General features: G+C 70.7%; 19 protein-coding genes. 11 read left to right on the forward strand and 8 right to left on the reverse strand.

The window, feature by feature from the left end; genetic code table 11:
- Positions 1-275 precede the first annotated feature (275 nt).
- The 5 genes from EDD92_RS32755 to serA all read left to right on the forward strand — a co-directional run bounded on the left by EDD92_RS32755 (position 276) and on the right by serA (position 8,853).
- The gene (locus tag EDD92_RS32755) at positions 276-3,278 is read left to right on the forward strand and encodes a bifunctional diguanylate cyclase/phosphodiesterase (RefSeq protein ID WP_399184546.1); all 3,003 of its coding nucleotides are present in this window, start codon (positions 276-278) and stop codon (positions 3,276-3,278) included.
- A 236-nt stretch (positions 3,279-3,514) separates the two neighbouring features.
- Positions 3,515-5,368, forward strand: a complete 1,854-nt coding sequence (locus EDD92_RS32760; protein ID WP_185124464.1) for an acetolactate synthase large subunit — start codon at positions 3,515-3,517, stop codon at positions 5,366-5,368.
- A gap of 22 nt (positions 5,369-5,390) precedes the next feature.
- Positions 5,391-5,915, forward strand: coding sequence for an acetolactate synthase small subunit (gene ilvN, locus EDD92_RS32765; RefSeq protein ID WP_030942875.1), 525 nt, complete (start codon positions 5,391-5,393; stop codon positions 5,913-5,915).
- 118 nt (positions 5,916-6,033) lie between these two features.
- Complete coding sequence (ilvC, locus tag EDD92_RS32770) at positions 6,034-7,032, forward strand: ketol-acid reductoisomerase (RefSeq protein WP_030942878.1); 999 nt, start codon at positions 6,034-6,036, stop codon at positions 7,030-7,032.
- A 231-nt stretch (positions 7,033-7,263) separates the two neighbouring features.
- Positions 7,264-8,853 (forward strand): phosphoglycerate dehydrogenase, encoded by a 1,590-nt coding sequence (serA, locus tag EDD92_RS32775; RefSeq protein ID WP_123967657.1) that lies wholly within the window; start codon positions 7,264-7,266, stop codon positions 8,851-8,853.
- Between the two features lie 119 nt (positions 8,854-8,972).
- On the opposite strand, the gene EDD92_RS32780 is transcribed toward serA, so the two are convergent.
- Positions 8,973-10,493 (reverse strand): MFS transporter, encoded by a 1,521-nt coding sequence (locus EDD92_RS32780; protein ID WP_123967658.1) that lies wholly within the window; start codon positions 10,491-10,493, stop codon positions 8,973-8,975.
- A 95-nt stretch (positions 10,494-10,588) separates the two neighbouring features.
- On the opposite strand from EDD92_RS32780, the gene EDD92_RS32785 reads away from it, so the two are divergent.
- On the forward strand, positions 10,589-11,170 hold the full coding sequence (locus EDD92_RS32785) for a TetR/AcrR family transcriptional regulator (RefSeq protein WP_123967659.1): 582 nt from the start codon (positions 10,589-10,591) through the stop codon (positions 11,168-11,170).
- Here the strand turns inward: EDD92_RS32785 and EDD92_RS32790 are convergent.
- From EDD92_RS32790 to EDD92_RS32810, 5 genes are all read right to left on the reverse strand, one after another.
- Positions 11,124-11,837: a dipeptide/oligopeptide/nickel ABC transporter ATP-binding protein gene (locus EDD92_RS32790; RefSeq protein ID WP_123967660.1), complete on the reverse strand. Its 714-nt coding sequence runs from the start codon at positions 11,835-11,837 to the stop codon at positions 11,124-11,126. The genes EDD92_RS32785 and EDD92_RS32790 overlap by 47 nt on opposite strands.
- Positions 11,834-12,769 (reverse strand): ABC transporter ATP-binding protein, encoded by a 936-nt coding sequence (locus tag EDD92_RS32795; RefSeq protein WP_123967661.1) that lies wholly within the window; start codon positions 12,767-12,769, stop codon positions 11,834-11,836. The genes EDD92_RS32790 and EDD92_RS32795 overlap by 4 nt, the downstream gene beginning before the upstream one ends.
- Positions 12,759-14,459 (reverse strand): ABC transporter permease subunit, encoded by a 1,701-nt coding sequence (locus EDD92_RS32800; protein ID WP_260326892.1) that lies wholly within the window; start codon positions 14,457-14,459, stop codon positions 12,759-12,761. Before EDD92_RS32800 ends, EDD92_RS32795 begins: the two co-directional genes overlap by 11 nt.
- Positions 14,460-14,494: 35 nt before the next feature.
- Positions 14,495-15,982 (reverse strand): ABC transporter substrate-binding protein, encoded by a 1,488-nt coding sequence (locus EDD92_RS32805; RefSeq protein ID WP_123967663.1) that lies wholly within the window; start codon positions 15,980-15,982, stop codon positions 14,495-14,497.
- Positions 15,983-16,236: 254 nt separating this feature from the next.
- Positions 16,237-17,448, reverse strand: coding sequence for a CdaR family transcriptional regulator (locus tag EDD92_RS32810; protein ID WP_123967664.1), 1,212 nt, complete (start codon positions 17,446-17,448; stop codon positions 16,237-16,239).
- Positions 17,449-17,576: 128 nt separating this feature from the next.
- Between EDD92_RS32810 and EDD92_RS32815 the strand changes: the two genes are divergently transcribed.
- The 3 genes from EDD92_RS32815 (at position 17,577) to EDD92_RS32825 (ending at position 21,315) form a co-directional block, all read left to right on the forward strand.
- A complete protein-coding gene (locus tag EDD92_RS32815; RefSeq protein ID WP_123967665.1) occupies positions 17,577-18,503 on the forward strand; it encodes a proline dehydrogenase family protein in 927 nt (308 codons plus the stop codon).
- A gap of 275 nt (positions 18,504-18,778) precedes the next feature.
- The gene (pruA, locus tag EDD92_RS32820) at positions 18,779-20,410 is read left to right on the forward strand and encodes an L-glutamate gamma-semialdehyde dehydrogenase (RefSeq protein ID WP_123967666.1); all 1,632 of its coding nucleotides are present in this window, start codon (positions 18,779-18,781) and stop codon (positions 20,408-20,410) included.
- A 26-nt stretch (positions 20,411-20,436) separates the two neighbouring features.
- The gene (locus EDD92_RS32825; protein WP_123967667.1) at positions 20,437-21,315 is read left to right on the forward strand and encodes an alpha/beta fold hydrolase; all 879 of its coding nucleotides are present in this window, start codon (positions 20,437-20,439) and stop codon (positions 21,313-21,315) included.
- On the opposite strand, the gene EDD92_RS32830 is transcribed toward EDD92_RS32825, so the two are convergent.
- Positions 21,312-21,518: a DUF5988 family protein gene (locus tag EDD92_RS32830; protein ID WP_123967668.1), complete on the reverse strand. Its 207-nt coding sequence runs from the start codon at positions 21,516-21,518 to the stop codon at positions 21,312-21,314. The two genes, EDD92_RS32825 and EDD92_RS32830, sit on opposite strands and share 4 nt — an antisense overlap.
- A 406-nt stretch (positions 21,519-21,924) precedes the next feature.
- Between EDD92_RS32830 and EDD92_RS51455 the strand changes: the two genes are divergently transcribed.
- Positions 21,925-22,056 (forward strand): hypothetical protein, encoded by a 132-nt coding sequence (locus EDD92_RS51455; protein WP_020121043.1) that lies wholly within the window; start codon positions 21,925-21,927, stop codon positions 22,054-22,056.
- Positions 22,057-22,110: 54 nt separating this feature from the next.
- On the opposite strand, the gene EDD92_RS32840 is transcribed toward EDD92_RS51455, so the two are convergent.
- Positions 22,111-23,628 carry a metallophosphoesterase family protein gene (locus EDD92_RS32840; RefSeq protein WP_260327354.1) on the reverse strand — a complete coding sequence of 506 codons (1,518 nt, stop codon included), beginning with the start codon at positions 23,626-23,628 and terminating at the stop codon, positions 22,111-22,113.
- Between the two features lie 244 nt (positions 23,629-23,872).
- Here EDD92_RS32840 and EDD92_RS32845 point away from each other — a divergent pair, with 244 nt between their 5' ends.
- Complete coding sequence (locus EDD92_RS32845; protein WP_123967670.1) at positions 23,873-24,916, forward strand: 3-isopropylmalate dehydrogenase; 1,044 nt, start codon at positions 23,873-23,875, stop codon at positions 24,914-24,916.
- Positions 24,917-25,173 lie beyond the last annotated feature (257 nt).

Below are 25,173 nucleotides of genomic sequence, written 5' to 3' on the forward strand. Positions count from 1 at the left end.
CTGCGCCGCACCGTTCGGCGCCGGGGATGGAAATTCAGACTGTGAGGGGGGCGACGGGCGATGCACGGCCTATGGGCGAGCGATCCGACGCGACGGGGCCGCCGGAGGCGACCCTGGCGTACGGCCGCGCGCAGACGCGGTCACCACGGCAGTCACGGCTGCCGTCACAGCCATCACCACCGCAGGCACAGCCGCCGGGGGCATGCGCACCCAGCGAACCAGGAGTCGCGGAATCCGGGAGCGACGCGGACCGGGTGGGCCCGGTGAGCTCGCCCATGCCTCCCGCGACCACCCTCGACGGAGCGCTGCGGGTACAGCCTTCGCCTGGGACGCTGCTGCCCCGTCCGCCGGCCGCCGGCCGCGGACCCGGCCTGGTCCGCCAACTCGTTCTGGCCCTGGTCTGCGCGGGATACGCCGTCGGTTCCGCGTTCGGCTGGGGCTCGGACGAACTCTCGTTGATCATGGGTGACTTCGGGCTGAGCGCCGCGGCCGGCACCGCCGCCGTGTCGCTGTTCCTGTACGCCCGTAGCCGCCGTGTCCGCTTTCGACCCGCCTGGCTGCTGTTCGCCCTCTCCTCGGCCATGGCCGCCCTGGGCAACGCGGTCTGGGGGTGGTACGAGGTCGTCCTGGGGGAGCAGGTGCCCACTCCCAGCTATGCCGACCTGTTCTTCCTGTGCTTCGCGCCGCCCGCGATCGTGGGGCTCCTGGTGCTCGCCAAGCGGCCGGTGACAAAGGCCGGCTGGGTGTGCCTCGCGCTCGACGCCTGGCTGATCGGCGGCTCGCTGCTCACGCTGTCGTGGAGCCTCGCGCTCGCCCAGGCGGCCAAGTTCGACGGGCCGAGCGTCGCGCACACCGCGCTGTCCCTCGCCTACCCCCTGCTGGACATCGCCCTGGTCAGCATGGTGCTCGCACTGCACTTCAGGCGCTCCGCGGTGAACCGCACCGCGGTCAACACCGCCATCGGCGCGCTGGCGCTGACGGTGATGTGCGACGCCCTGTTCACCTCGCCGCTGCTGCACAACAGCTACCACTCGGGCCAGTTGCTCGACGCGGGCTGGTTCGCCGGCTCCCTGCTCCTCGCGTACGCCCCCTGGGTCGCGCCCCGGCAGGGGCAGCAGCCCGAGGCCGACCGGTGCGACCTCGACGGGCACACGCGCGTGGTGCACGAACACGTGCCGGGCCAGCGGGGCGGCGCGCACCAGCATCACCCGGCACCACAGGGAGGTGATCACAGCCGGTATCCGGCCGCCCGGCCCATCGCCGGCTCCCTGGCCGCCCTCACGCCCTATCTCGCCGCAGCCGTGTGCACCCTCGGGATCCTCTACACCGTCCTGAACGGCCACCGGGTCGACCGCGTGGTGCTCCTCACCGGCGGCACGGTCGTGCTCGCCCTCGTGGTGCGCCAGGGCATCATGCTGCTCGACAACATCACCCTCACCCAGGAACTGGCACAGAAGGAGAACCACTTCCGCTCCCTGGTGCAGGGCTCCAGCGACGTCATCATGATCGCCGCACCCAACGGCATCCTCCGCTACGTCTCCCCGGCCGCCGCCGGGGTCTACGGCCGGCCCGCCGAGGACCTGGTGGGCACGGAACTGGCCAGTCTCATCCACCCGGAGGACCTGGGCTGCGTGGTGCACGAGGTGCGCCGCTTCCTCGCCGCCAGCCCGCTCGAGGAACCCACTACGCGCATCGAATGCCGCTTCAGGTCCGGCGGTGGGGGAGGCTGGCTCAACGTCGAGTCCACCGTCAACCGCCACCACGGCGGCCTCATCTTCAACAGCCGGGACGTGACCGAAAGGGTGCGCCTGCAGGCCCAGCTGCAGCACAACGCCGAGCACGACCCGCTCACCGACCTGCCCAACCGCGCCCTGTTCACCAAGCGCGTCCAGCAGGCCCTGTCCGGCCGCCGGGCAGCCGACCGGGTGTCCCTGCGCGGGACGGCCGTCCTCTTCATCGACCTCGACGGCTTCAAGGCCGTCAACGACACGATCGGGCACCAGGCCGGGGACGAACTGCTCGTCCAGGCCGCCCGCAGACTCCAGGACGCGGTACGGCACGGGGACACCGCCTCCCGGCTCGGCGGCGACGAGTTCGCGGCCCTGATCGCGGGGGACGGCACCCGGGACCGCTCCGCGCGCGAACGGCACATCCTGGAGCTCGCCGACCGCCTCAGGATCACGCTCTCGCAGCCGTACCTCATCGACGGCAACGATGTCCGGGTGGCGGCCTCCATCGGCGTCGCCTTCGCCGAGCCCGGCCTCGGCGCGGGCGAGCTGCTGCGCAACGCCGACCTCGCCATGTACCGCGCCAAGGCGGCCGGCAAGGGCCGCGTCGAGCTGTACGCCCCGCAGATGCAGCAGGACGTCGTACGCAAGGCGGAACTGGCCACGCGGCTGCGTGCCGCACTGCACGACGGCGAGTTCGCGCTGCTGCACCAGCCCGTGGTCTGTCTGGAGGACGGCCGGATCGCATCGGTGGAGGCGCAGGCGCGCTGGCGGTCCTCGCAGGGGGTGCTGTTCACCCCTGCCGAGTTCCTGCGGGTCGCCGAGGACAGTGACAAGACCGCCGAGCTCGGCCGCTGGATGCTGGAGGAGGCCGTGGAGCAGGCCGCCGAGCGCACCGGCACGGGGCTGTCCGTGCCCGTGGCGGTCCCGATGAGCGCCCGGCGACTGCTCGACCGTTCGATGCCGCTCGGCTCGATCGAGGCCCTGCTGACCCGGCACGGACTGCCGTCCGGATCCCTGGTGATCGAGCTGTCCGACACGGACCCCCGGGTCTCCCTGGACGAACTGGAGCGTCGCCTGGGCGCCCTGCGCAGACTCGGCGTCCGGATCGCCCTGGACGGCTTCGGCAGCGGCTACGCGGCGATCACGGCGCTGCGCAGACTCCCCGTCGACGTGCTGAAGCTCGACCGCAGCCTGGTCGAGGGCGTCGTCGAGTCCGCACGGCTGCACAAGATCACCAGTGGGCTGCTGCGGATCGCGAACGACCTCGGGCTGCAGTCCGTGGCCGACGGCGTGGACCTGCCCGAACAGGTCGTGGCGCTGCGCGCGATGGGGTGCACGCACGGGCAGGGCATGGCGTTCTCCGGTCCGCTGGACGAGTACCGGGTGCGCAGGGCGCTGGCTTCCGGCCACTATCCGGTGCCGCACGGGCCGATCGAGCCTGCGTTCGCGGGAGGTGGTTCAGGGGTGTACACAAGTGGTGTGCCCGCTGTTCTGGGAGGCGGAAGTGCCCTCCGCTCACATAATGAGACTCCCGTCCCACCCACTTGACACGTGGTGCGTGCCGGGGGGAGGGTCTGTGCCATGCGCACCCGAATTCTCGTACTTGGAAAGCGCGTCGGCTGAGCTGGTGATGTCCGGACCGACCCGGAACTCCCAGCGACCACACCCGGCGCGCTCCCCTCGCTTGCCTTACGGCACGAGGGGTTTTTTGTTGCACAGGCACCTGGCGTGCAGCGCTTGAACACCGCACAAACCTCGCAAAAACCCTCAGCATCGAGAAGAGACTGACGATGACCGAGCAGGCCACCGGGGCCCATCCGCAGCCGCGGCCCCGATCCGGAGGACAGCAGTCCGCACCCGAGCACGTCACGGGTGCGAAGTCCCTCATCCGCTCTCTCGAGGAGGTCGGGGCCGACACGGTATTCGGCATTCCCGGCGGTGCGATCCTTCCCGCGTACGACCCGATGATGGACTCCACCCGGGTGCGCCACGTCCTGGTCCGCCACGAGCAGGGGGCCGGTCACGCGGCGACGGGTTACGCGCAGGCCACCGGCAAGGTCGGTGTCTGCATGGCCACCTCCGGCCCCGGCGCCACCAACCTGGTGACCCCGATCGCCGACGCGCACATGGACTCGGTGCCGCTCGTGGCGATCACCGGCCAGGTCGCGTCCAAGGCGATCGGCACGGACGCCTTCCAGGAGGCGGACATCGTCGGCATCACCATGCCGATCACCAAGCACAACTTCCTGGTCACCAAGGCCGAGGACATCCCGCGGGTCATCGCGCAGGCCTTCCACATCGCCTCCACCGGCCGCCCGGGCCCGGTCCTGGTCGACATCGCGAAGGACGCGCTGCAGGCGCAGACGACCTTCTCCTGGCCGCCGGTCATGGACCTGCCCGGCTACCGCCCGGTGACCAAGCCGCACGCCAAGCAGATCCGCGAGGCCGCCAAGCTGATCACCTCCGCGAAGCGGCCCGTCCTCTACGTCGGCGGCGGTGTCATCAAGGCACACGCCACCGCCGAGCTCAAGGTTCTCGCCGAGCTCACCGGAGCGCCCGTCACCACCACCCTGATGGCGCTCGGCGCATTCCCCGACAGCCACCCGCTGCACGTGGGAATGCCGGGCATGCACGGTGCGGTCACCGCCGTCACCGCGCTGCAGAAGGCCGACCTGATCGTCGCCCTCGGAGCCCGCTTCGACGACCGCGTCACCGGCAAGCTGGACAGCTTCGCCCCGTATGCCAAGATCGTCCACGCCGACATCGACCCGGCCGAGATCGGCAAGAACCGCGCCGCGGACGTGCCGATCGTCGGGGACGCGCGCGAGGTCCTCGCCGACCTGATCCAGGCCGTCCAGAAGGAGCACAGCGAGGGCCACCAGGGCGACTACACCGCCTGGTGGAAGGACCTGAACCGCTGGCGTGAGACCTACCCGCTGGGCTACGAGCACCCGGAGAACGGCCAGCTGTCGCCGCAGCAGGTCATCCAGCGCATCGGACAGCTCGCACCTCAGGGCACGATCTTCGCCGCGGGCGTGGGCCAGCACCAGATGTGGGCCGCGCACTACATCGAGTACGAGAAGCCCGCGACCTGGCTGAACTCGGGCGGCGCCGGAACGATGGGCTACGCGGTCCCGGCTGCGATGGGCGCCAAGGCCGGAGCGCCGGACCAGACGGTCTGGGCGATCGACGGCGACGGCTGCTTCCAGATGACCAACCAGGAACTCACCACCTGCGCCCTGAACAACATCCCGATCAAGGTCGCCATCATCAACAACGGCGCCCTCGGGATGGTCCGCCAGTGGCAGACCCTCTTCTACAACCAGCGCTACTCCAACACCGTGCTGCACTCCGGCCCCGAGGCCGACGGCAAGCAGCCGAGCGCCGGCACCCGCGTCCCCGACTTCGTGAAGCTGTCGGAGGCCATGGGCTGCTACGCGATCCGCTGCGAGGACCCCGCCGACCTCGACAAGGTCATCGAAGAGGCGAACTCCATCAACGACCGCCCCGTCGTCATCGACTTCATCGTCCACGAGGACGCGATGGTGTGGCCGATGGTCGCCGCAGGCACCTCGAACGACACGATCATGGCCGCCCGGGACGTCCGCCCCGACTTCGGCGACAACGAAGACGACTGAGCGAGAGAGACACAACCAGACCATGTCCAAGCACACGCTCTCCGTCCTGGTGGAGAACACCCCGGGCATCCTGGCCCGGATCGCCGCCCTGTTCTCCCGCCGCGGCTTCAACATCGACTCGCTCGCGGTCGGTGTCACCGAGCACCCCGACATCTCCCGCATCACCATCGTCGTGGGCGTCGAGGACCTGCCGCTCGAGCAGGTGACCAAGCAGCTCAACAAGCTCGTCAACGTGCTGAAGATCGTCGAGCTGGAGCCGTCGCAGGCCGTTCAGCGCGAACTCGTCCTCGTGAAGGTGCGCGCCGACAACGAGACGCGCTCCCAGATCGTCGAGATCGTCCAGCTGTTCCGCGCCAAGACCGTCGACGTCTCCCCGGAGGCCGTCACGATCGAGGCCACCGGCAGCAGCGAGAAGCTGTCCGCCATGCTGAAGATGCTCGAGCCGTACGGCATCAAGGAACTAGTGCAGTCCGGCACGATCGCCATCGGCCGGGGTGCCCGTTCCATCACGGACCGGTCGCTGCGCGCCCTCGACCGGTCGGCGTAACGACGCATTGAGGCGGCCGGGTGACACCGGCCGCCCGTATTCCGAGACCCCGAGACTTCGTTTCCGCCCGCCGTCATACGGTGGGACGCAACACCTGCACTCAAGGAGAGAACCCAAAGTGGCCGAGCTGTTCTACGACGCCGACGCCGACCTGTCCATCATCCAGGGCCGCAAGGTCGCGGTCATCGGTTACGGCAGCCAGGGCCACGCCCACGCGCTGTCGCTCCGTGACTCGGGTGTCGACGTCCGTGTCGGTCTGCACGAGGGCTCCAAGTCCAAGGCCAAGGCCGAGGAGCAGGGCCTGCGCGTGGTGACGCCGTCGGAGGCCGCCGCCGAGGCCGACGTCATCATGATCCTGGTGCCGGACCCGATCCAGGCCCAGGTCTACGAGGAGTCCATCAAGGACAACCTCAAGGACGGCGACGCGCTGTTCTTCGGCCACGGCCTGAACATCCGCTTCGACTTCATCAAGCCCCCGGCGAACGTCGACGTCTGCATGGTCGCCCCCAAGGGCCCGGGCCACCTCGTGCGCCGCCAGTACGAGGAGGGCCGCGGCGTTCCGTGTATCGCGGCCGTCGAGCAGGACGCGACCGGCAATGCCTTCGCGCTCGCGCTGTCGTACGCCAAGGGCATCGGCGGCACCCGCGCCGGCGTCATCAAGACGACCTTCACCGAGGAGACCGAGACCGACCTCTTCGGCGAGCAGGCCGTCCTCTGCGGTGGCACGGCCGCGCTGGTCAAGGCCGGTTTCGAGACGCTGACCGAGGCCGGCTACCAGCCGGAGATCGCGTACTTCGAGTGCCTGCACGAGCTGAAGCTGATCGTGGACCTCATGTACGAGGGCGGCCTGGAGAAGATGCGCTGGTCGATCTCCGAGACCGCCGAGTGGGGCGACTACGTCACCGGCCCGCGGATCATCACCGACGCCACCAAGGCCGAGATGAAGAAGGTCCTCGCCGAGATCCAGGACGGCACCTTCGCCCGTGAGTGGATGGCCGAGTACCACGGCGGTCTGAAGAAGTACAACGAGTACAAGACGGCCGACTCCGAGCACCTGCTGGAGACCACCGGCAAGCAGCTGCGCAAGCTGATGAGCTGGGTCGACGAGGAGGCGTAAGCCTCAGGCGGCGGGGCCGGAGCAGTCCGCTTCGGCCCCGTTGTCCAACCCGTCGAATCACGGACGGGTGATCCTTCCGCACAGGCGCAGGACGATCGTCGCGGCGCCACTACACTGCCGTACTACATACGCGTCAGGCCCACAGCGTCGTGCGTCTTCCACGCGGCTAGCAAACCTCCACCGCCTGCGGCCGTCGGGACGGCCGTCCGCATTGGACTTGTGAGGACTCACGTGAGCTCGAAACCCGTCGTACTCATCGCTGAAGAGCTGTCGCCCGCGACTGTGGACGCGCTTGGCCCGGACTTCGAGATCCGGCACTGCAACGGAGCGGACCGAGCCGAACTGCTCCCCGCCATCGCCGACGTCGACGCGATCCTGATCCGCTCCGCCACCAAGGTGGACGCCGAGGCCATCGCCGCCGCGAACAAGCTGAAGGTCGTCGCACGAGCCGGCGTCGGCCTGGACAACGTGGACGTCTCCGCCGCCACCAAGGCCGGCGTGATGGTCGTCAACGCCCCCACCTCGAACATCGTGACCGCGGCCGAGCTGGCCTGCGGTCTCATCGTCGCCACCGCCCGCCACATTCCGCAGGCCAACGCCGCGCTGAAGAACGGCGAGTGGAAGCGCAGCAAGTACACGGGCGTCGAGCTCGCCGAGAAGACCCTCGGTGTCGTCGGTCTCGGCCGGATCGGTGCGCTGGTCGCCCAGCGCATGTCCGGGTTCGGCATGAAGGTCGTCGCCTACGACCCGTACATCCAGCCCGCGCGCGCCGCGCAGATGGGCGTCAAGGTGCTCTCGCTGGACGAGCTGCTCGAGGTCTCCGACTTCATCACCGTCCACCTGCCCAAGACCCCCGAGACCGTGGGCCTGATCGGAGACGAGGCGCTGCGCAAGGTCAAGCCGAGCGTGCGGATCGTCAACGCCGCGCGCGGCGGGATCGTCGACGAGGAGGCGCTGTACTCCGCCCTCAAGGAGGGCCGGGTCGCCGGTGCCGGTCTCGACGTGTACGCCAAGGAGCCCTGCACGGACTCTCCGCTGTTCGAGTTCGACCAGGTCGTCGCCACCCCGCACCTCGGTGCCTCCACCGACGAGGCGCAGGAGAAGGCCGGTATCGCCGTCGCCCGCTCGGTGCGCCTCGCCCTCGCCGGTGAGCTCGTGCCGGACGCGGTGAACGTCCAGGGCGGTGTCATCGCCGAGGACGTCAAGCCGGGCCTGCCGCTCGCCGAGCGCCTGGGCCGTATCTTCACCGCGCTCGCGGGCGAGGTCGCGGTCCGCCTCGACGTCGAGGTGTACGGCGAGATCACCCAGCACGACGTGAAGGTGCTGGAACTGTCCGCCCTCAAGGGTGTCTTCGAGGACGTCGTCGCCGAGACGGTCTCCTACGTCAACGCCCCGCTGTTCGCGCAGGAGCGCGGCGTCGAGGTGCGGCTGACCACCAGCTCGGAGTCGGCCGACCACCGCAACGTCGTCACCGTGCGCGGCACGCTCGGGACCGGCGAAGAGGTGTCGGTCTCCGGCACGCTGGCCGGCCCGAAGCACCTGCAGAAGATCGTGGCCGTCGGCGAGTACGACGTCGACCTCGCCCTCGCCGAGCACATGGTCGTGCTGCGGTACGAGGACCGTCCCGGTGTCGTGGGCACGGTCGGTCGTATCTTCGGCGAGGCGGGGATCAACATCGCCGGTATGCAGGTCTCGCGGGCCGTTGCCGGTGGCGAGGCGCTGGCCGTGCTGACCGTCGACGACACGGTGCCCCCCGCGGTGCTGGTCGAGGTCGAGGCGGAGATCGGGGCGACGTTCGCCCGCTCGGTGAACCTGGTCTGACGTTGCCCCCGTTTCTGGGGGCTGCTGTCTTTGGGACGGGTGCTTTCGGCCCTTGAGGGGCCTCGTCCTCAAAACGCCGGACGGGCTGAGAATGCCCGTCCGGCGTTTTGCATGTGCCCTTAATCGTCGGCGACGTGAATTCCCCGCAGCGCCCTTGCCGCCAGCGCCGCCGCCCCCACCAGGACGACCGTCCCGGCGATCGCCGCGCCCTGCATTCCGCTGGTGAACGCCTCGCGGGCCGTCGCCGCCAGGGCGTCTCCCGCGCGCCCCGGGAGCTGAGCGGCGACCGCAAGCGCGCCGCCCAGTGTTTCGTGAGCCGCAGCCGGCGCCGAGGCCGGAATGTCGTGGCGGTAGACCGCCGTACCGATGGAGCCGAGGATCGCCATGCCGAGCGCGCCGCCGAACTCGCCGCCGGTCTCCATCAGAGAGGACGCAGAGCCCGCCCGTTCCATCGGGGCGCTGCTCAGTGCCAGGTCCGTGATCTGGGAGATGACCATGACGATTCCCGAGGCGAGGACGCCGCACGCGATCAGGACCAGCCAGAGGGAGTCCGTGTCGGCGAAGGCCAGGAGTGCATAGCCGACTGCGCCGATCGCGAAGCCCGCGGTGACCACGTAGGCCCGGTCGACACCCTTCTGGACCAGGGAGGTCGCCAGCGGTGCCGCCATGCCGATCGGCACCGAGGGGAGCAGCGCCCACAGGGCCGCTTCCATCGCGCTCTTGTCGAGCACCGACTGCAGGTACTGCGTGGTGAAGTACGCCGAGCCCATCATCGCGAACGAGCCGATCAGGTTGAGGACGACCGAGGGGGCGAAGCCGCGGCCGCGGAACAGGGCCGGGGAGATCATCGGGGAGGCCGCGGTGCGCTGGCGGTGGACGAAGGCGGTCGCGAAGAGCAGGCCGATGGTGATCGAGACGACGTACTGGGTGTGCCAGCCCTCCGACGGGATCTCCTTCAGGCCGTAGATGACGGGGAGCACCGCGGCCATCGACAGGGGCACGCTCAGCCAGTCGAAGCGGCCGGGGGCCGGGTCGCGCGACTCGGGCAGCAGGAACGGGCCGATGATGAGCAGCAGGGCCATCGCGGGCAGGTTGACCAGGAAGACCGAGCCCCACCAGAAGTACTGGACGAGGACACCGCTCATCACCGAGCCGAGCGCGATCCCGGCCGTCATCACGCCGGACCACATGCCGATCGCCTTCGCGCGTTGTCCGGGGTCGGTGAACATCGTGCGGATCAGCGCCATCGTCGACGGCATCAGGGTCGCGCCGCCGATGCCGAGGACCGCGCGGGCCGCGATCAGGGTCTCGGCACTGTTCGCGTAGGCCGCGGTGAGCGACGCGATGCCGAAGGCCGCCGCGCCGATCAGGAGGAGCTTGCGGCGGCCGATGCGGTCGCCCAGGGAGCCCATCGTCATCAGCAGGCCGGCCAGGACGAAGGCGTAGATGTCGAAGATCCACAGCTGCTGGGTGCCGCTCGGCTCCAGGTCGGCGCTGATCGCCGGGATCGCGAAGTACAGGACCGAGACATCCATCGAGACCAGCAGCAGCGGGAGCATCAGCACGCCCAGTGCGGTCCATTCGCGGCGGCCGGCCAGGTGGCCGGCCGGGGTTGTGGTGGTGCCCGTCGGGTTCGTCATGACAGGGACTGTACGGGCGTCTTAAACGCTTGTCTAGAACGAATGTATAAGTCATGCGTATAGGACGGTTGTATGGATCGGAGTAGGGTGGGGGCATGGGACACCGTGAGGATCTGCTCGAAGGCGCCAAGCGCTGCCTGCTGGAGAAGGGGTTCGCGCGCACGACGGCGCGTGACATCGTCAAGGCATCGGGGACCAATCTGGCCTCAATCGGCTACCACTACGGTTCGAAGGACGCGCTGTTGGCGCAGGCGTATGTGTCGCTGGTCGAGGGGATGGGGGATGCCTTCGAGGGGGACGGGGCCGCGACGAGCGCCGAGCCCGGTTCCCTCGAACGGTTCCAGGAGGTGTGGTCGAACGTCATCGGCACCATGCGCGCCCCGGGCTCGATCTGGCATCTCAGCATGGAGATCGTGGTCATGGGTGACCAACTGCCCGAGGTGCGCGACCACTTGGCGCGGGCCCAGCGCGAGGCCGGACGCGGGTTCGTGCCGATGCTCATGGGCGGGCGCGAGGAGGACGTCTCGGACGAGACCACCGACACCCTCGGCATGTTCTACGTGACCCTCATGACGGGCCTCATCGCCCAGTGGACCTTCGACCCGAAGACCGCACCCACCGCGGAGCAGCTCACCGAGGGGCTGCGCCAGGTGATCGCCGGGGCCACGAGGAGCTGACCCGCCCGTCCCGCATCTCCACCACCCGGTCCGCGAAGTGCCGTACCACCGCGCGGTCGTGGCAGATGAACAGGTAGCCGAGGCCGAGTTCGTCCTGGAGGTCGGCGAGCAGGTTCAGCACGCCTGCGCGGATGGACGGGTCCAGGGCGGAGACGGGTTCGTCGAGCACCAGCAGGCGCGGGTCGGAGGCCAACGCCCGGGCGATGCCTGCGCGTTGGCACTGGCCGCCGGAGAGTTCGTGCGGCCGGCGGTCGCCGTACGAGGGGTCCAGGCCGACCCGGTCGAGGAGTTCGGCGACGCGGGCCGGGCCGCCCGTGGAGGTCCAGCGGCCCTGGACCTTCAGCGGTTCCGCCACCGCGTCGCGGATGCGGTGACGGGGGCTGAGCGAGCCGTACGGGTCCTGGAAGACGGGCTGCATACGCGGTCGGAGGGGGCGGAGTTCGCGTTCGGGGAGACGTGTCAACTCCCGTCCCTCGAAGTGGACTTCGCCTCCATCCGGGCGGCGCAGCTGGAGCACCGCCAGCGCGGTGGACGACTTGCCGCAGCCGCTCGGGCCGTTCAGGGCGAGGGTCTCGCCGGGGGCCAGGGCGAAGGACACATGGTCCACGGCGGTGACGGCGCCGTAGCGGACCACGAGGTCGCGGACGTCCAGCAGGGGCACGTTCACGCTGCCTCCCAGTGGTGGCAGGCAACCAGTCGTCCATCGGCCTGCTGTGGTTCGGGCTCCTCGCGTCGGCAGCTGTCCGTCGCGCGTCCGCAGCGCGGGGCGAAGGCGCAGCCCGGCGGGAGCGCGCCCGGGGCGGGTGGCGTGCCGGGGAGGGTGGGGAGACGGCGGCGGGCCGGGGCGTTCTGGGGGAGGGAGGCCAGCAGGCCCGCGGTGTAGGGGGCGAGGGGACGGGTCAACACCCGTTGTGCCGGGCCGAGTTCGGTCAGGCGGCCGGCGTACATGACCAGCGCACGGTCCGCGTGCTCACGTACGGCGTCCAGATCGTGCGTGACCAGGACGAGCGCCGCGCCCACCGCCTCCCGCTGCTCGGCCAGGACCCGCAGGACCCGGTCCCGGCGCTCCTCGTCCAGTGCGGTGGTGGGCTCGTCGGCGACCAGGACGTCCGGTTCGTTGATGGTGGCCATCGCGACGACCGCCCGCTGGCGCATACCGCCGGAGTACTCGTGCGGGTAGGAGCGCGCCCGGCGTGCGGCGTCGGGGATGCCGACGCGTTCCAGCGCGGCGACGGCGCGGGCACGGGCCTGCCTGCGGGAGACGCGTGCCACCGAGCGTACGGCGGCGGCGAGTTGGTCGCCCACGGGGTGGACGGGGGAGAGGGCCGACAGCGCGTCCTGCGGGACGAGGGCGATACGGCGGCCACGGGCGGCGGCGAGGTCGGTCGCGCCGAGCAGCTCGATGCTCCCGCTCCTGGTCGCGCCCCGCGGGAGCATCCCCAGCAGGGCCCGCGCGGTGAGCGACTTGCCCGCGCCCGACTCCCCGACGATCGCGAGGACTTCGCGCGGGCGGACGTCGAAGGACAGGCCGCGGACGGCTTCGACACAGCCGAATGCGATGCGCAGGTCACGTACCGAGAGCAGTGCTTCAGCTTCCAACTGGGGTCTCCTTGACGGCTTTCCGGCCCTGCGCGTACGCCGCTCCCGACACCGCCATGCCCGCCAGCAGGGCCAGTGCCACGGCTGGGGCGAGGGCGGCCCACGGGGCCCGTTCCACATAGGCGCGGGACTCGTCGAGCAGCAGGCCCCACTCGGGGGTGGGCGGCTGGGAGCCCAGGCCGAGGAAGCCGAGGGAGGCGAGCGCGAGGGCGATGCCGGGCAGCCGGAGCAGGGCGTGGCGGGCGACGGGGCCGGCCACGGACGGCAGGACGTGACGGGTGAGGATCCACAACGGGGCGGCGCCGATGGCCCGTTGAGCGGTCAGGAAGGTGGAGGCGCGGACCTCCTGCACCAGTGCCGCCGCGTGCGCGGCCAGCGGGGGCCAGGAGATCAGGGCGACCGCGAGGGCCGCGCCGCCCGTGCCGGGCCCGGCAGCTGCTGCCACCAGGATGCCGACGATCACCGGGGGCAGTGCGTTGGCGATGTCGGCCGCGCCTGCCGCGACGCCGGGCAGGAAGCCGAGCGCCAGGGCGAGCAGCAGGCTCAGCAGGCAGACGGCGGCGGCCGTGCCGACGGTCGGGCCGGCACCGTGACCGAGCCGGGCGAGGACGTCCCGGCCGAGGGCGTCCGTGCCGAGGGGGTGCGACCAGGAGGGGGCGGCCAGTCGGTCCGTGGTGTGTACGGCGTACGGGTCGCGCAACAGGCCCCAGCCGATGGCCGCGGAAAGCGCTGTGAACAGGGTCAACGGGATCGCCGGGTGTGTTCGGACCGGACGGGCCGACGGCAGGTTGAGCGAGGCGTCACACAGCGCCGGCCCCAGCAGCCGGCGCCGTGTGAACGCCACCGCCGCGCCCGTGACCAGGCCGAGCAGCAGCAGCGCGAGCACCGCACCCTGCAGCAGCGGCAGGTCCTGCGACTTCGCCGCGCCCAGTGCCGTACGCCCGAGGCCGGGCACGGCGAACACGGTCTCCACCGCGACTGCGCCCCCGGTCAGCCCGACGGCGACCATCCCGAACTGCGGGACCAGCGGCGGCAGCACGCGCCGAAGGGCGGCGGCCGACACCCGGGCCCTGCTCACCCCGGAACCCCGCCACAGCTCCACCCACCGCTCGTCGAGCACCGCCGGCAGCGCGTCCGCGACCAGCCGGCCGAGCAGCCCGCCCGCCGGGACACCGAGGGCGAGGGCGGGCAGCACCAGGTACGCGGGCCCCTGCCAGCCGGACGTCGGCAGCCATCCGAGCCACACCCCGCACACCAGCAGCGCCACGGTGGCCAGGAGGAATTCAGGTACGGCGGCCAGCATGGCGGGCCATGCCCCGGCCGAGGCCCGCTGCCGCACCAGCACCGGCGCCACCAGGGCGCACGCCAGCAGCACCGCCACCCCGAACGCCGCGCCCATCAGTGCCAGCGACACCTGGAGTCCGGCGACGACGGACGGCAGCACGTCGGTGCCGGACACCCAGGAGGTGCCGAGGTCGCCGTGGAGCAGGTTGTCGGCCCAACTCCCCAGCAGGGACATCGCACCCGCGTCCAGACCGAGGTCACGGCGTACCGCGTCCAGGGCCTCCTTGGTGGGTTCCTGCTCGGCGGAGCGGGCGCGCAGGACCGTGAGGGCGGGGTCCTTGCCGGAGAGCCAGGGGAGGAGCCCCACCGCGGCCAGGACGGAGACGAGACCGAGGGTGCGGGTCACCCCGGCAGCGGTCGGCAACCCCCTTGTGCGGTGCCTCACTTGACGTACGTGTCCGCCGTGACCAGTTCCCGCTCGCGGGGGTCGTGGGCGGCACCCCTGACCGCTGCCGCGTCGCCCTGGATCACGCGCTCGTGGAGCATGGGCACGGCGGCGTCGGTGGCGAGCACGGCGGCCTCCGCGGCGACGACCGCCTTCCGCCTGGCCTCGCCGCTCTCCGTCTCGCCGGCCTTCTTCAGCGCCTTGTCCACGGCCGGGTCCGCCAGCTGGGAGATGTTGAAGGAGCCGTCGGAGGCGAAGTCGCTGTACAGGTAGGCGGCCGGGTCGCCGGAGTCGAGGACGGTGGCACGGGAGAGGATGAACGCGTCGAACCTGCCGGCCAGCGCGTCCGACTCGATGTTCGCGTACTCGCGGACCACCAGCTTCACCTTGAACCCGGCCTTCTGGAGCTGCTGTTGCAGTGCGGCGGCGACCTCGGGGAGTTCGGCTCGGTCGGTGAAGGTGCCGATGGTGACGGTCCGGCCCGCGGGCCGGACCGCCTTGGCGTGGGACACCGGCCCCCGCAGTTCGGCCGCCCACGGCAGTGCAGGCCCGAGCAGTCCCTCGGCGACGTCGGCGCGGCCCTCGTACACGCCCTTCACGATCGACTCGGCGTCCACGGCCTCGCGGGCGGCGGCTCGCAGGGAGGCGTCCTTGAAGGGGCCGTCGGACGTGTTGAGGTACAGCGTGTTGGTGCGCGGCATCGGGACTTCGGTGATCAGGTCCTCGTCGAGCAGCGCGGCCTGCGAGACGGGCACCGCCTCGACGATGTCGGCCTCACCGCTGCGGAGCGCAGCCGCGCGGGCGGTGCCGTCGGGCACGAACTTCACGTCGATTCCGGGGGACTTGGCCCTGCCGCCCCAGTAGGCGTCGTAGCGGTCGAGGGTGGCGGCGGAGGTGCCGTCGACGGACACGAGCTCGAAGGGGCCGGTGCCCGCGCCGACCGGGTTCACCGTCTTCCCGCGGTACGCCTTCGCCGCGAGGACCGACAGCTGCGGTGAGCTGAGCCGCTGGGGGACGAGTGGGTCCTCGTCGGCGGTGGTGACGGTGACGGCGTCCCCGTGTGCCTCGGCCGTGAGGTCGACGCCGTCGAGGATGCGGGGCTTGGGAGAGGCGGTCGCGGCCCTGGTGAGGGAGCGGACGACCGCCTTGGCGTCGAGCTTCGTGCCGTCGTGGAAGGTGACGCCGTCGCGTATCTCGAAGGTCCAGCTCCGGCCGGACTGCGTCCACTTGGTGGCAAGGGCGGGTTCGGCGTCACCGTCCGCGTCCAGTTTCACCAGAGTCTCGGCGGTCGACCAGCGCGACAGCTTGAACGCGTCGTCGGAGAGCGGGGAGAGCCCCGAGCGCGGCGGCTGCATCATCGCGACGCGGATGCGCCTGCCGTCACCGTCCCCCTCGGCGGGGGTCCCCGAGAAGCAGCCGGTGAGCAGGGCCGAGGCCGCGGTGAGAGCGGTGGCGGGGAGCAGACGGCGAGCGGGCAGGCGCACGGAACCCTCCGGGTAAAGGGGTGGTCAAGGGTGAGTGCGGCGACGTTAGCATGATGACAATCATTTTCAGTAATCATTGTGGCGGCGATCACACAGCAGCCCGCAGCCATAGCGGCAGGCCGATCGGCGGCGGCAGCTGGTCGCGTCCAGGGGCGGCCTGCCGCTACCCGCACGCTGTCTGCGGCGACGTTCAGGGCGCCGAGGCCGGTGCTGCGGATCTTCGTCTCCTGCTTGGTGACGCGGCGGCGGCGCGGCTACAGCCTTGCCCCCTTCAGCGCCATGTGCAGCAGCAGCCGGTCCTCGCCGTCGTCCAGGTCGAGGCCCGTCAGCTTCTCCACGCGAGACAGGCGGTAGTACAGGGTCTGGCGGTGGACGCCCAGCTCGGCAGCCGTGCGGGCGGCCTGGCCCGCGCAGTCGAGGTAGATCTCGGCGGTGCGGGCGAGTTCGCGGTAGGTGGGGGACAACAGGGTCTGTACGGCAGGGTCGTGGGCTACCTCCGGCGGCAGCGAGGTCAGCAGGCGGAACGGGCCGATGTGCGCCCACTCCGCGACGGGGCCCAGCCGGGGCTCCGCCAGCGCGGCCCGCGCCGCCGCCAAGGCCTCGCGCCAGGCCGTCGCCACCTCCGCGAGCCCGGTGCGCGCGGCCGCGACCCCGCACGCCGCCGTGCCGCCCCCCTCCAGCTGCCGCGCCCGCTCCAGCAGCCGCCCCGCCGCCGAGGTGGCCGGCGTCAGGACGTCCGCCGAACGCAGCCGTACCAGCAGGGCGAGGGACTGCGACGCCGCGCCCCACGGGACCGTGCAGAGCGCCGTCGCCCCCGGCACCGTACGGACCGAAGGGGCGTCGTCCGGGTCGGCGGACGGCCAGGGCGTCACGCAGACCACCGTGTGCAGGCCGTCCGCGCGCGAGCCCAGCGCGGTGCGCAGTTCGGCCACCGCCATGTCCTGCGGCCAGCCGCGCTCGGCGGTGAGCACGGCCCGCAGCTCCCGGGTGAGGTCGGCGCCGTGCTGCGCCTCGTCCGCCAGCAGTGCGCCGATGCGGGCCGCCACGTCCATGGCCGCGGTCAGCTGCCGCTCGGTCGGGCCCGGGTCGGAGTCCAGCAGCCACACATACCCCAGGACGACGCCCCGATGGCGTACCGGCAGGCAGATACGTCCCCGGTACACGCCGGCCTCGGGCGTCGGCGGGATACGGACCGGGCCCGTCGCCCGGGTGATGCCGAAGCCCTCGAACCACGAACGGACGGCGGACGTGGAGCGCCGCGTCAGGATCGAGCGGGTGCGCACGGGGTCCAGGGCTGAGGTGTCGAGGTCGCCCTCACTGTCGTACGCACCGAAGGCGATCAGCTCGAAGTCCCGGTTCTCCAGGGTCGCGGGGACGCCGAGGAGCTCGGAGATCTCGTCGACCAGTTCCTGGTAGTCACCCGCGTGGCTGAAGGCTTCGGACGTCACTCGGGCATTCTCCCGCATTTCCGGGCCCGCTTCATACATCTGTCTGAGATCTGCGGCACGGATGCGTGACAGCTGTCGATGGCTGAGGATCGGAGGGATCCTTAGGTTTCACGGTGGTTCTATCTGCTGGTTTGTGGAGGTGCCCCGTGCTGGGTCCCGTGATTCTTGCCGCGTCGCGCAGCGACCGGATGCGACGCCTGATCTCGGCGGCCCCGGTGACCAAGCAGGTCGTCGACCGCTTCATCCCCGGTGAGACCGTCGACGACATCGTGCCGATCATCAAGGACCTCACCGGTCGCGGCCTGGAGCTGACGATGGACGTCGTCGGCGAGGACATCACCACCCCCGAGCAGGCCGCCGCGGCCCGGGACGCCTATCTGGCGCTGGTCGGCCGGCTGGAGAAGCTGCAGCTGGGCGAGCGGGTCGAGATGTCCGTGAAGCTGTCGATGTTCGGCCAGGCGCTGGACGGCGGCCATGAGCTGGCCCTCGCCAACGTCCGGCCCGTCGTCGAGGCCGCCGCCGCCATCGGTACGACGGTCACGCTCGACGCCGAGGACCACACCACCCTCGACTCGATGTTCGCCATCCACGAGGAGCTGCGGAAGGACTTCCCGCAGACCGGCTGCGTCATCCAGGCCTACCTGTTCCGCACCGAGGCCGACGCCCGCCGCCTCGCCGCGGCCGGCAGCCGGGTGCGGCTGGTCAAGGGCGCGTACAAGGAGCCCGCCGAGGTCGCGTACCAGCAGAAGCAGGAGATCGACAAGGCGTACGTCCGGGTCCTGAGGACTCTGATGGAGGGCGAGGGGTATCCGATGATCGGGTCCCACGACCCGCGCCTGATCTCCATCGCGCAGGAACTCGCCCGCAGGGCCGGGCGCAAGCTCGACGAGTACGAGTTCCAGATGCTGTACGGCATCCGCAGCGACGAGCACCTGCGGCTGGCCGCCGAGGGCCACCGCATGCGCGTCTACACCGCCTACGGCACCGACTGGTACGGCTACTTCATGCGACGCCTGGCTGAAAAACCGGCGAACCTGCGCTTCTTCCTGAGGAGCATGATCACACGTGGCTGAGACAACGAGGCTGTGCCGCGGCGTCGGCCGGGGGTCCGGGGGTTGGCCCCCGGGAAGGCGCAGCATGCGACGCCTGGCTGAAAAGCCGGCGAACCTGCGCTTCTTCCTGAGGAGCATGATCACACGTGGCTGAGACAACGAGGCCCTGCCGCGGCGTCGGCCTGGGGTCCGGGGGTTGGCCCCCGGGCAAGCACAGCCTCCGGTCGATGGTCAGCAAGGGCTGAGCCCGCACCCCGCTCGCAACACCCGCTCAACATCAAGGAGTTACGGATCCCATGGACGCTGTGACCCAGGTCCCCACCCCCGTCAACGAGCCGGTGCACGGCTACGCCCCCGGCTCGCCCGAGCGCGCCCGGCTGGAGGCCAAGCTCAAGGAGCTGGCCGAGAACCCGGTCGACCTGCCGATGACGATCGGCGGCGAGAAGCGGATGGGCGGCGGCGAGCGGTTCGACGTCGTGCAGCCGCACAACCACAAGGCCCGCCTGGGCACGTACGCCAACGCCACCCAGCAGGACGCGCAGGACGCCATCGACGCGGCCCTCGCCGCCGCGCCCGCCTGGCGTGCGATGTCCTTCGACGACCGCGCCGCGATCATCCTGCGCGCGGCCGAGCTGCTGTCCGGCCCGTGGCGCGAGACCCTTGCGGCCTCCACCATGCTCGGCCAGTCGAAGACCGCCCAGCAGGCCGAGATCGACTGTCCCTGCGAGCTGATCGACTTCTGGCGCTTCAACGTCGCCTACGCCCGCCAGATCCTGGCCGAGCAGCCCCCGGCCAACTCCACGGGCGTCTGGAACCGCCTCGACCACCGCCCGCTGGAGGGCTTCGTCTACGCGATCACGCCGTTCAACTTCAGCGCGATCGCGGGCAACCTGCCCACCGCCCCCGCGCTGATGGGCAACGTCGTCGTCTGGAAGCCGTCGCCGACCCAGACCCACGCGGCCGTCCTGCTGATGCAGCTGCTGGAGGAGGCGGGTCTGCCCAAGGGCGTCATCAACCTCGTCACCGGCGACGGCATCGAGGTCTCCAAGGTGGCCCTCGAGCACCGAGACCTCGCGGGCATCCACTTCACCGGCTCGACCAAGACCTTCCAGTACCTGTGGAAGACGGTCGGCAACAACATCGAGAAGTACCGCTCCTACCCGCGCCTGGTCGGCGAGACCGGCGGCAAGGACTTCCTGGTCGCCCACCCGAGCGCCGACCCCGCGGTCCTGAAGACGGCGCTCACCCGCGGTGCCTTCGAGTACCAGGGCCAGAAGTGCAGCGCGACCTCCCGCGCCTACATCCCGGCGTCCATCTGGAACTCCGGCTTCAAGGAGGAGTTCGCCGCCGAGGTCGACTACCTGACCATGGGCGACGTCACCGACCTCTCCAACTTCATCGGCGCCGTCATCGACGAGCGCTCCTTCGCCAAGAACAAGGCCGCCATCGACCGCGCGAAGTCCGACCCGGCCTGCACGATCGTTGCGGGCGGCACCTACGACGACTCGGTCGGCTACTTCGTCCGCCCGACCGTCGTCGAGTGCAGCGACCCGGAGAACGAGGTCTTCCGCACCGAGTACTTCGGCCCGTTCCTCGCCGTGCACGTCTACGAGGACGACAAGTACGAGGAGATGCTGACCCAGATGGAGTCGGTGTCCGACTACGCACTGACGGGCTCGGTCATCTCCAACGACCGCGCGGCGGCCGCGTACACGATGGACAAGCTCCGCTACGCGGCCGGCAACTTCTACATCAACGACAAGTCGACCGGCGCCGTCGTCGGCCAGCAGCCCTTCGGCGGCGGCCGCGCCTCCGGCACCAACGACAAGGCCGGCGCCCCGCAGAACCTGATGCGCTGGACCCTGACCCGAGCGATCAAGGAGACGCTGGTCCCGCCGACGGACTACACGTACCCGCACATGGGCTGACCCGTCGCAGGGGCAGACTGCCCCTCATGACGGTGACGCAGCACGAGAGCCCGACCGTGGTGGCCGACGACGGCGTACGTCTGTGGGCCGCACGGTCGGGCAGCGGCGACCCGCTGGTGCTCTGCCACGGTGGCCCCGGGCTCTGGGACTACTTCGAGGACGTGGCCGGAATGCTGGGCGACCTGGCCACGGTCGTCCGCTGGGACCAGCGCGGGTGCGGCCGTTCGGAGCGGTGCGCCGGGCCGTGGACCAGCGAGCGGTTCGTCGCCGATCTCGACGCCGTACGGCGGCACTTCGGGCTGGATCGGATGGCGCTGCTCGGTCACTCGTGGGGTGCGCAGCTGGCGTTGAGCCATGCGCTCGCGCATCCCGAGCGGGTGAGTTCACTGGTGTACGTGAGCGGCACGGGCATCGGACCGGACTCCGACTGGTTCGGCACCTTCCGGGAGAACCTCCTCGCGCGGCTCGGTGAGCGGCCCGAACGGCTGGCACGCTGGCGGGAGTTGACGGGCCGGCCGCATCTGAGCGAGGGCGAGGAGCGGGAGCGGGCGGTGCTCCAGTGGTCCGCCGACTACCCGGACCGGGAACGGGCGCTGGAGCATGCCGGGCGGCTCGCCGACCCCTGGCTCGGGATCAACACCGAGTGCAGCAGGGCCCTCAACGACGAGCGCAGGCGGAACTGGGGCACTCCCGGGCTCTACGACGCCTGCACGTCCCTCGACGTGCCCGTACTGATCGTCGACGGCGAGCGGGATCCGCGGCCGCGCTCGGCGGTCGACTCCCTGGAGCGGGCCCTGCCGCGCGTACGCCGCGCGACGCTGCCGGAGGCCGGGCATGCGCCGTGGGTGGAGGACCCGAAGGGGTTCCGGGAGGCGGTGGCGGCGGCGCTGCGGCCCCGGGGCTAGCCGGGCAGTTCCGTGCGCTCCCACCACTCGTACACCGGGAGTGTGCCCTCCGGTGTGTCCGCGTGGCGTGCGGTCTGCCTGAAGTGCTCGTAGCCGTTGCGCAGCTCGATCTTCAGGTCTGCTCCGGGCGTCGCGATCGGCACGATCCGCTCCGGCAGATCCTGCGGGCCGCCCTCGAGAAGTGCCTTGGCCTTGTCGTTCATGACCTCACCGTTCCCTTCACCGGTGGCCGTTGTCGCATGCCGCGGCGGAGGATCAGCCGTCTGGGTGTGATCCGCCAGAGGTCTCGCCCCCGCCGCCCCTACCCGTCCCGTCGCCGGCGGCCAGCCCCCGGACCCCCGCTCCTCAAACGCCGGAGTGGCTGGATCTGCCCAGCTCAGAGCGGTGTGACCCAATCCACCGTCTCAGATAGTAGGAAGTCCGAGTAATTGTGGAGACAGACCGGGCCCGCTCGCTTACTTTTGTAGGAGCCGAACGTCTCGCTCGACCAAGCGAATGGCGGTCGTGAGCGCGCCCCGTGCAGGCAATCCCTGCGGCACCGCTCCCCGCCCCATCCGGCGTCTCGTAACCCCTTTCCGCACTCCCGGATTTCGAAGGAGTCGATTTCCCATGGCCGAGACGACCGCACGCCGCCGAGTCCGTCACACCTCCCGCACGAGCGAGTCCGACCGCAAGAACGCCGCAGCCGCCCTCCAGCGCGCCCTCGACCGCAGGGACAACGGCGGTTCGACCGGCCACTGAGCCGGGCATCACCACTGAGCCGGGAGCCGCACCCGCATGAGGTGCGGCGCGGACTCACACTCCGCGCCGCACCTCGAAGTGATCGATGCGCTCGCCGCTGTCCGTGAGCGCCGACACCTTCAGGGTGGGCTTCGCGCCGCTTGCCGCCTCCACCGTGAGGAGGGAGAAGCCCCGGTAGCGCACCCGCGACCACTCCACGGTCTCCGCCGCGGAGGCCTTCGACCTCGTCCACCGGAAGGTGTCGACGGAGTCGTGGTGCGTGAGGTGTCCCTCGTAGCTCTCCTTCACACCCGCCGGGAAGCCGTACAGATCACGGCCGCCGCCGCCCGCCGTGACGTACACGATCCCGTCCCGTGCCGGGTCGGTCGACGCACCGATGGGGACCGGCCTGCCGACCTCGCCGTTCCTGATGGCGTCCGTCCGCTCGTACACGTGGTTGTGGCCGTTGATCACCAGGTCCACCTGGTGCTTGGCGAACAGCGGCAGCCACTCCGCGCGCACGCCGCCGTCGGAGGCGTGCGCGGAGGTCGAGTAGGCGCAGTGGTGGAAGAAGACGACGACGAAGTCGACGTCCGTCGCCGCCCGCAGCTCGGCCAGCTTCCGGTCCAGCCACTTCGTCTGCCTGCCGTCCGTGTAGCCGAAGTTGGCGGGGATCTCGTACGAGACGTCGTTCGCGTCCAGCGCCACGAAGCCGACGTTGCCGTAGGTGAACGCGTACACCCCGGGCGCCGTGCGGGCGTCGAAGCCGCTGTCCGGGAGGGAGAAGCGGGCCAGCTGGCCGCCGTAGCCCTCCGGCGAGTACCAGGCCTCCATGTCGTGGTTGCCGGTCGTCACCATCCAGGGCACCGACCTCGCCACCGGCTCGTTCTGCTTGAGGAACAGGTCCCAGAACGCGGGGTCGTAGCCGTCCGACTTCTCGCCCCGGCCATTGGTGTCGGCGTAGCAGATGTCACCGGCGTGCAGATGGAAGGCGGGCTTCTGGCGCAGGATGACGTGGTCGTTGGCGGCCGCGGCCCGGCTGACGCCCTGGTCGCCGAAGGCCGTGAACACGAACTTCTCCGGGGACGCCGGCGCCGTGCGGAAGGTGCCGATCGTCGAGCGGTGCTTCGGGGAGGCCGGATCGAAGCCCTCGTGGCCCACGCCGTAGTAGTACGTCGTGCCGGGGCGCAGGCCGTCCAGGGCCACGTGGAGGTAGTACTGCTCCAGCGCCGGACGCACGCCCGTCACGCCCGGCGTGTGCAGATCGCGGACCTCGGCCTCGATCTTCCGGCTCAGGTCGTCGGGGGTCGGGCCGATGCGGACATACGGCTTCCGCACGGCCAGCGGGACCTGCCAGGAGATCCGCATCTGCGACTTCGGGTCGGCTCCGAAGGCGAGATGGCGGCCGAAGGGGGAGACGACCGAGCCGTGCACCGTCGGGGTCGCGGGCGCCGAGGTCCTCGTGCCCTGTGCTCCCGATCCGCCGCCGCAGCCGGTCAGCGCCGCGCCCGCCGCCACCGCGCCGGCCGTCACCAGCGTGCGGCGCCGGATCAGCTTGGTGCGCAGGTACTCGTGCTGCTCGGCCATGCTCATCCGGCTTGCGAGCTGCGGCGGGATGCCGACGTCGGGCACGGGGGGTCCGGGGGCCCGCGGCGGAGCCGCTGATGGGGGCCGTCCCCTGGAGGGCACAGTCATGGAAGGGAACTTCCCAGCGATGGCCAACGCCCGCCAGACATGCGGGTGAACGGGTGGCGACCAGTTGACGCCCTGCGTCATCGGTGTGTCCGTATGGCGGACGCGGCATGTCATCCCATGGGACGAGGAGTAGGGTTCCCGCATGTCTCGCAGCATCAATCTCGCAGTGATTCCCGGTGACGGCATCGGCCAGGAGGTCGTGGCCGAAGGTCTGAAGGTCCTCTCCGCCGTCCTTCCGCAGGATGTGAAGCTGGAGACCAAGGAGTACGACTTCGGCGCCAAGCGCTACCACGACACCGGTGAGACCCTCACCGACGCCGACCTCGACGCGCTGAAGAAGCACGACGCCATTCTGCTGGGCGCGATCGGTGACCCGAGCGTCCCCTCCGGCGTCCTGGAGCGCGGCTTCCTGCTCAAGCTCCGTTTCGCCTTCGACCACCACGTCAACCTGCGGCCGAGCAAGCTGCTCCCCGGTGTGGCGACCCCGCTGGCCGGCGAGCCGAGCATCGACTTCGTCGTGGTCCGTGAGGGCACCGAGGGCCCGTACACGGGCAACGGTGGCACCATCCGCAAGGGCACCGAGCACGAGGTCGCCACCGAGGTCTCCGTCAACACGGCCTTCGGTGTGGAGCGCGTCGTCCGCGACGCCTTCGCCCGTGCGCAGGCCCGCCCGCGCAAGAAGCTCGCACTGATCCACAAGAACAACGTGCTGACCTTCGCGGGTCACCTGTGGACCAACATCTTCAACAAGGTGGCCGCGGAGTTCCCCGAGGTCACCACCGAGTACATGCACGTCGACGCGGCGACCATCTACCTGGTCACCCAGCCCGAGCGCTTCGACGTGATCGTCACCGACAACCTCTTCGGCGACATCATCACCGACCTCGCCGCGGCCGTCTCCGGCGGCATCGGCGTCGCCGCGAGCGGGAACATCAACCCGTCCGGCGAGTTCCCCTCGATGTTCGAGCCCGTGCACGGCTCGGCGCCCGACATCGCAGGCCAGGGCAAGGCCGACCCCTCCGCCACGGTCCTGTCCGTCGCGCTGCTCCTGCGTCACCTCGGCTACGAGGCCGAGGCCGCCCGCATCGACGAGGCGGTCTCCGCCGACCTCGCCGAGCGCACCGGCAAGCCCGCCCGCTCCACGTCGGAGATCGGCGACGCGCTGGCCGTACGAGTAGCCGGCTGACCCTCCCCCAGAGCCTTAAGGGCCTGGGGGGACCCCCAGGCCACTCGAAACACTTCGAAGCCGCCGGGTCGCATCCGCACCCGGCGGCTTTCGCTATGTCCCCGCCGGGTGCCACCATCATCCCCTGGGCTGCATTTCACGCCGTTTTCTGCCACGGTCCCCGCCTTGCGATAATCGAACGCGGAGCCGCGGATTGAGGGAATGCTCGGACGTCCTAGCACTGGCCACCGGCCGTACGGACGTGAGCGCGGCCCGTC

The organism is Streptomyces sp. TLI_185, assembly GCF_003814765.1.
Lineage (GTDB): Bacteria > Actinomycetota > Actinomycetes > Streptomycetales > Streptomycetaceae > Streptomyces.

What these genes read in the sequence shown, in the direction of transcription:
- EDD92_RS32755 (WP_399184546.1), top strand. Translation starts at nt 276, where the DNA reads ATGCCTCCCGCGACCACCCTCGACGGAGCGCTGCGGGTACAGCCTTCG.
- ilvN (WP_030942875.1), top strand. Translation starts at nt 5,391, where the DNA reads ATGTCCAAGCACACGCTCTCCGTCCTGGTGGAGAACACCCCGGGCATC.
- EDD92_RS32780 (WP_123967658.1), bottom strand. Translation starts at nt 10,493, where the DNA reads ATGACGAACCCGACGGGCACCACCACAACCCCGGCCGGCCACCTGGCC.
- EDD92_RS32785 (WP_123967659.1), top strand. Translation starts at nt 10,589, where the DNA reads ATGGGACACCGTGAGGATCTGCTCGAAGGCGCCAAGCGCTGCCTGCTG.
- EDD92_RS32810 (WP_123967664.1), bottom strand. Translation starts at nt 17,448, where the DNA reads ATGCGGGAGAATGCCCGAGTGACGTCCGAAGCCTTCAGCCACGCGGGT.
- pruA (WP_123967666.1), top strand. Translation starts at nt 18,779, where the DNA reads ATGGACGCTGTGACCCAGGTCCCCACCCCCGTCAACGAGCCGGTGCAC.
- EDD92_RS32825 (WP_123967667.1), top strand. Translation starts at nt 20,437, where the DNA reads ATGACGGTGACGCAGCACGAGAGCCCGACCGTGGTGGCCGACGACGGC.
- EDD92_RS32830 (WP_123967668.1), bottom strand. Translation starts at nt 21,518, where the DNA reads ATGAACGACAAGGCCAAGGCACTTCTCGAGGGCGGCCCGCAGGATCTG.
- EDD92_RS51455 (WP_020121043.1), top strand. Translation starts at nt 21,925, where the DNA reads ATGGCCGAGACGACCGCACGCCGCCGAGTCCGTCACACCTCCCGCACG.
- EDD92_RS32840 (WP_260327354.1), bottom strand. Translation starts at nt 23,628, where the DNA reads ATGAGCATGGCCGAGCAGCACGAGTACCTGCGCACCAAGCTGATCCGG.
- EDD92_RS32845 (WP_123967670.1), top strand. Translation starts at nt 23,873, where the DNA reads ATGTCTCGCAGCATCAATCTCGCAGTGATTCCCGGTGACGGCATCGGC.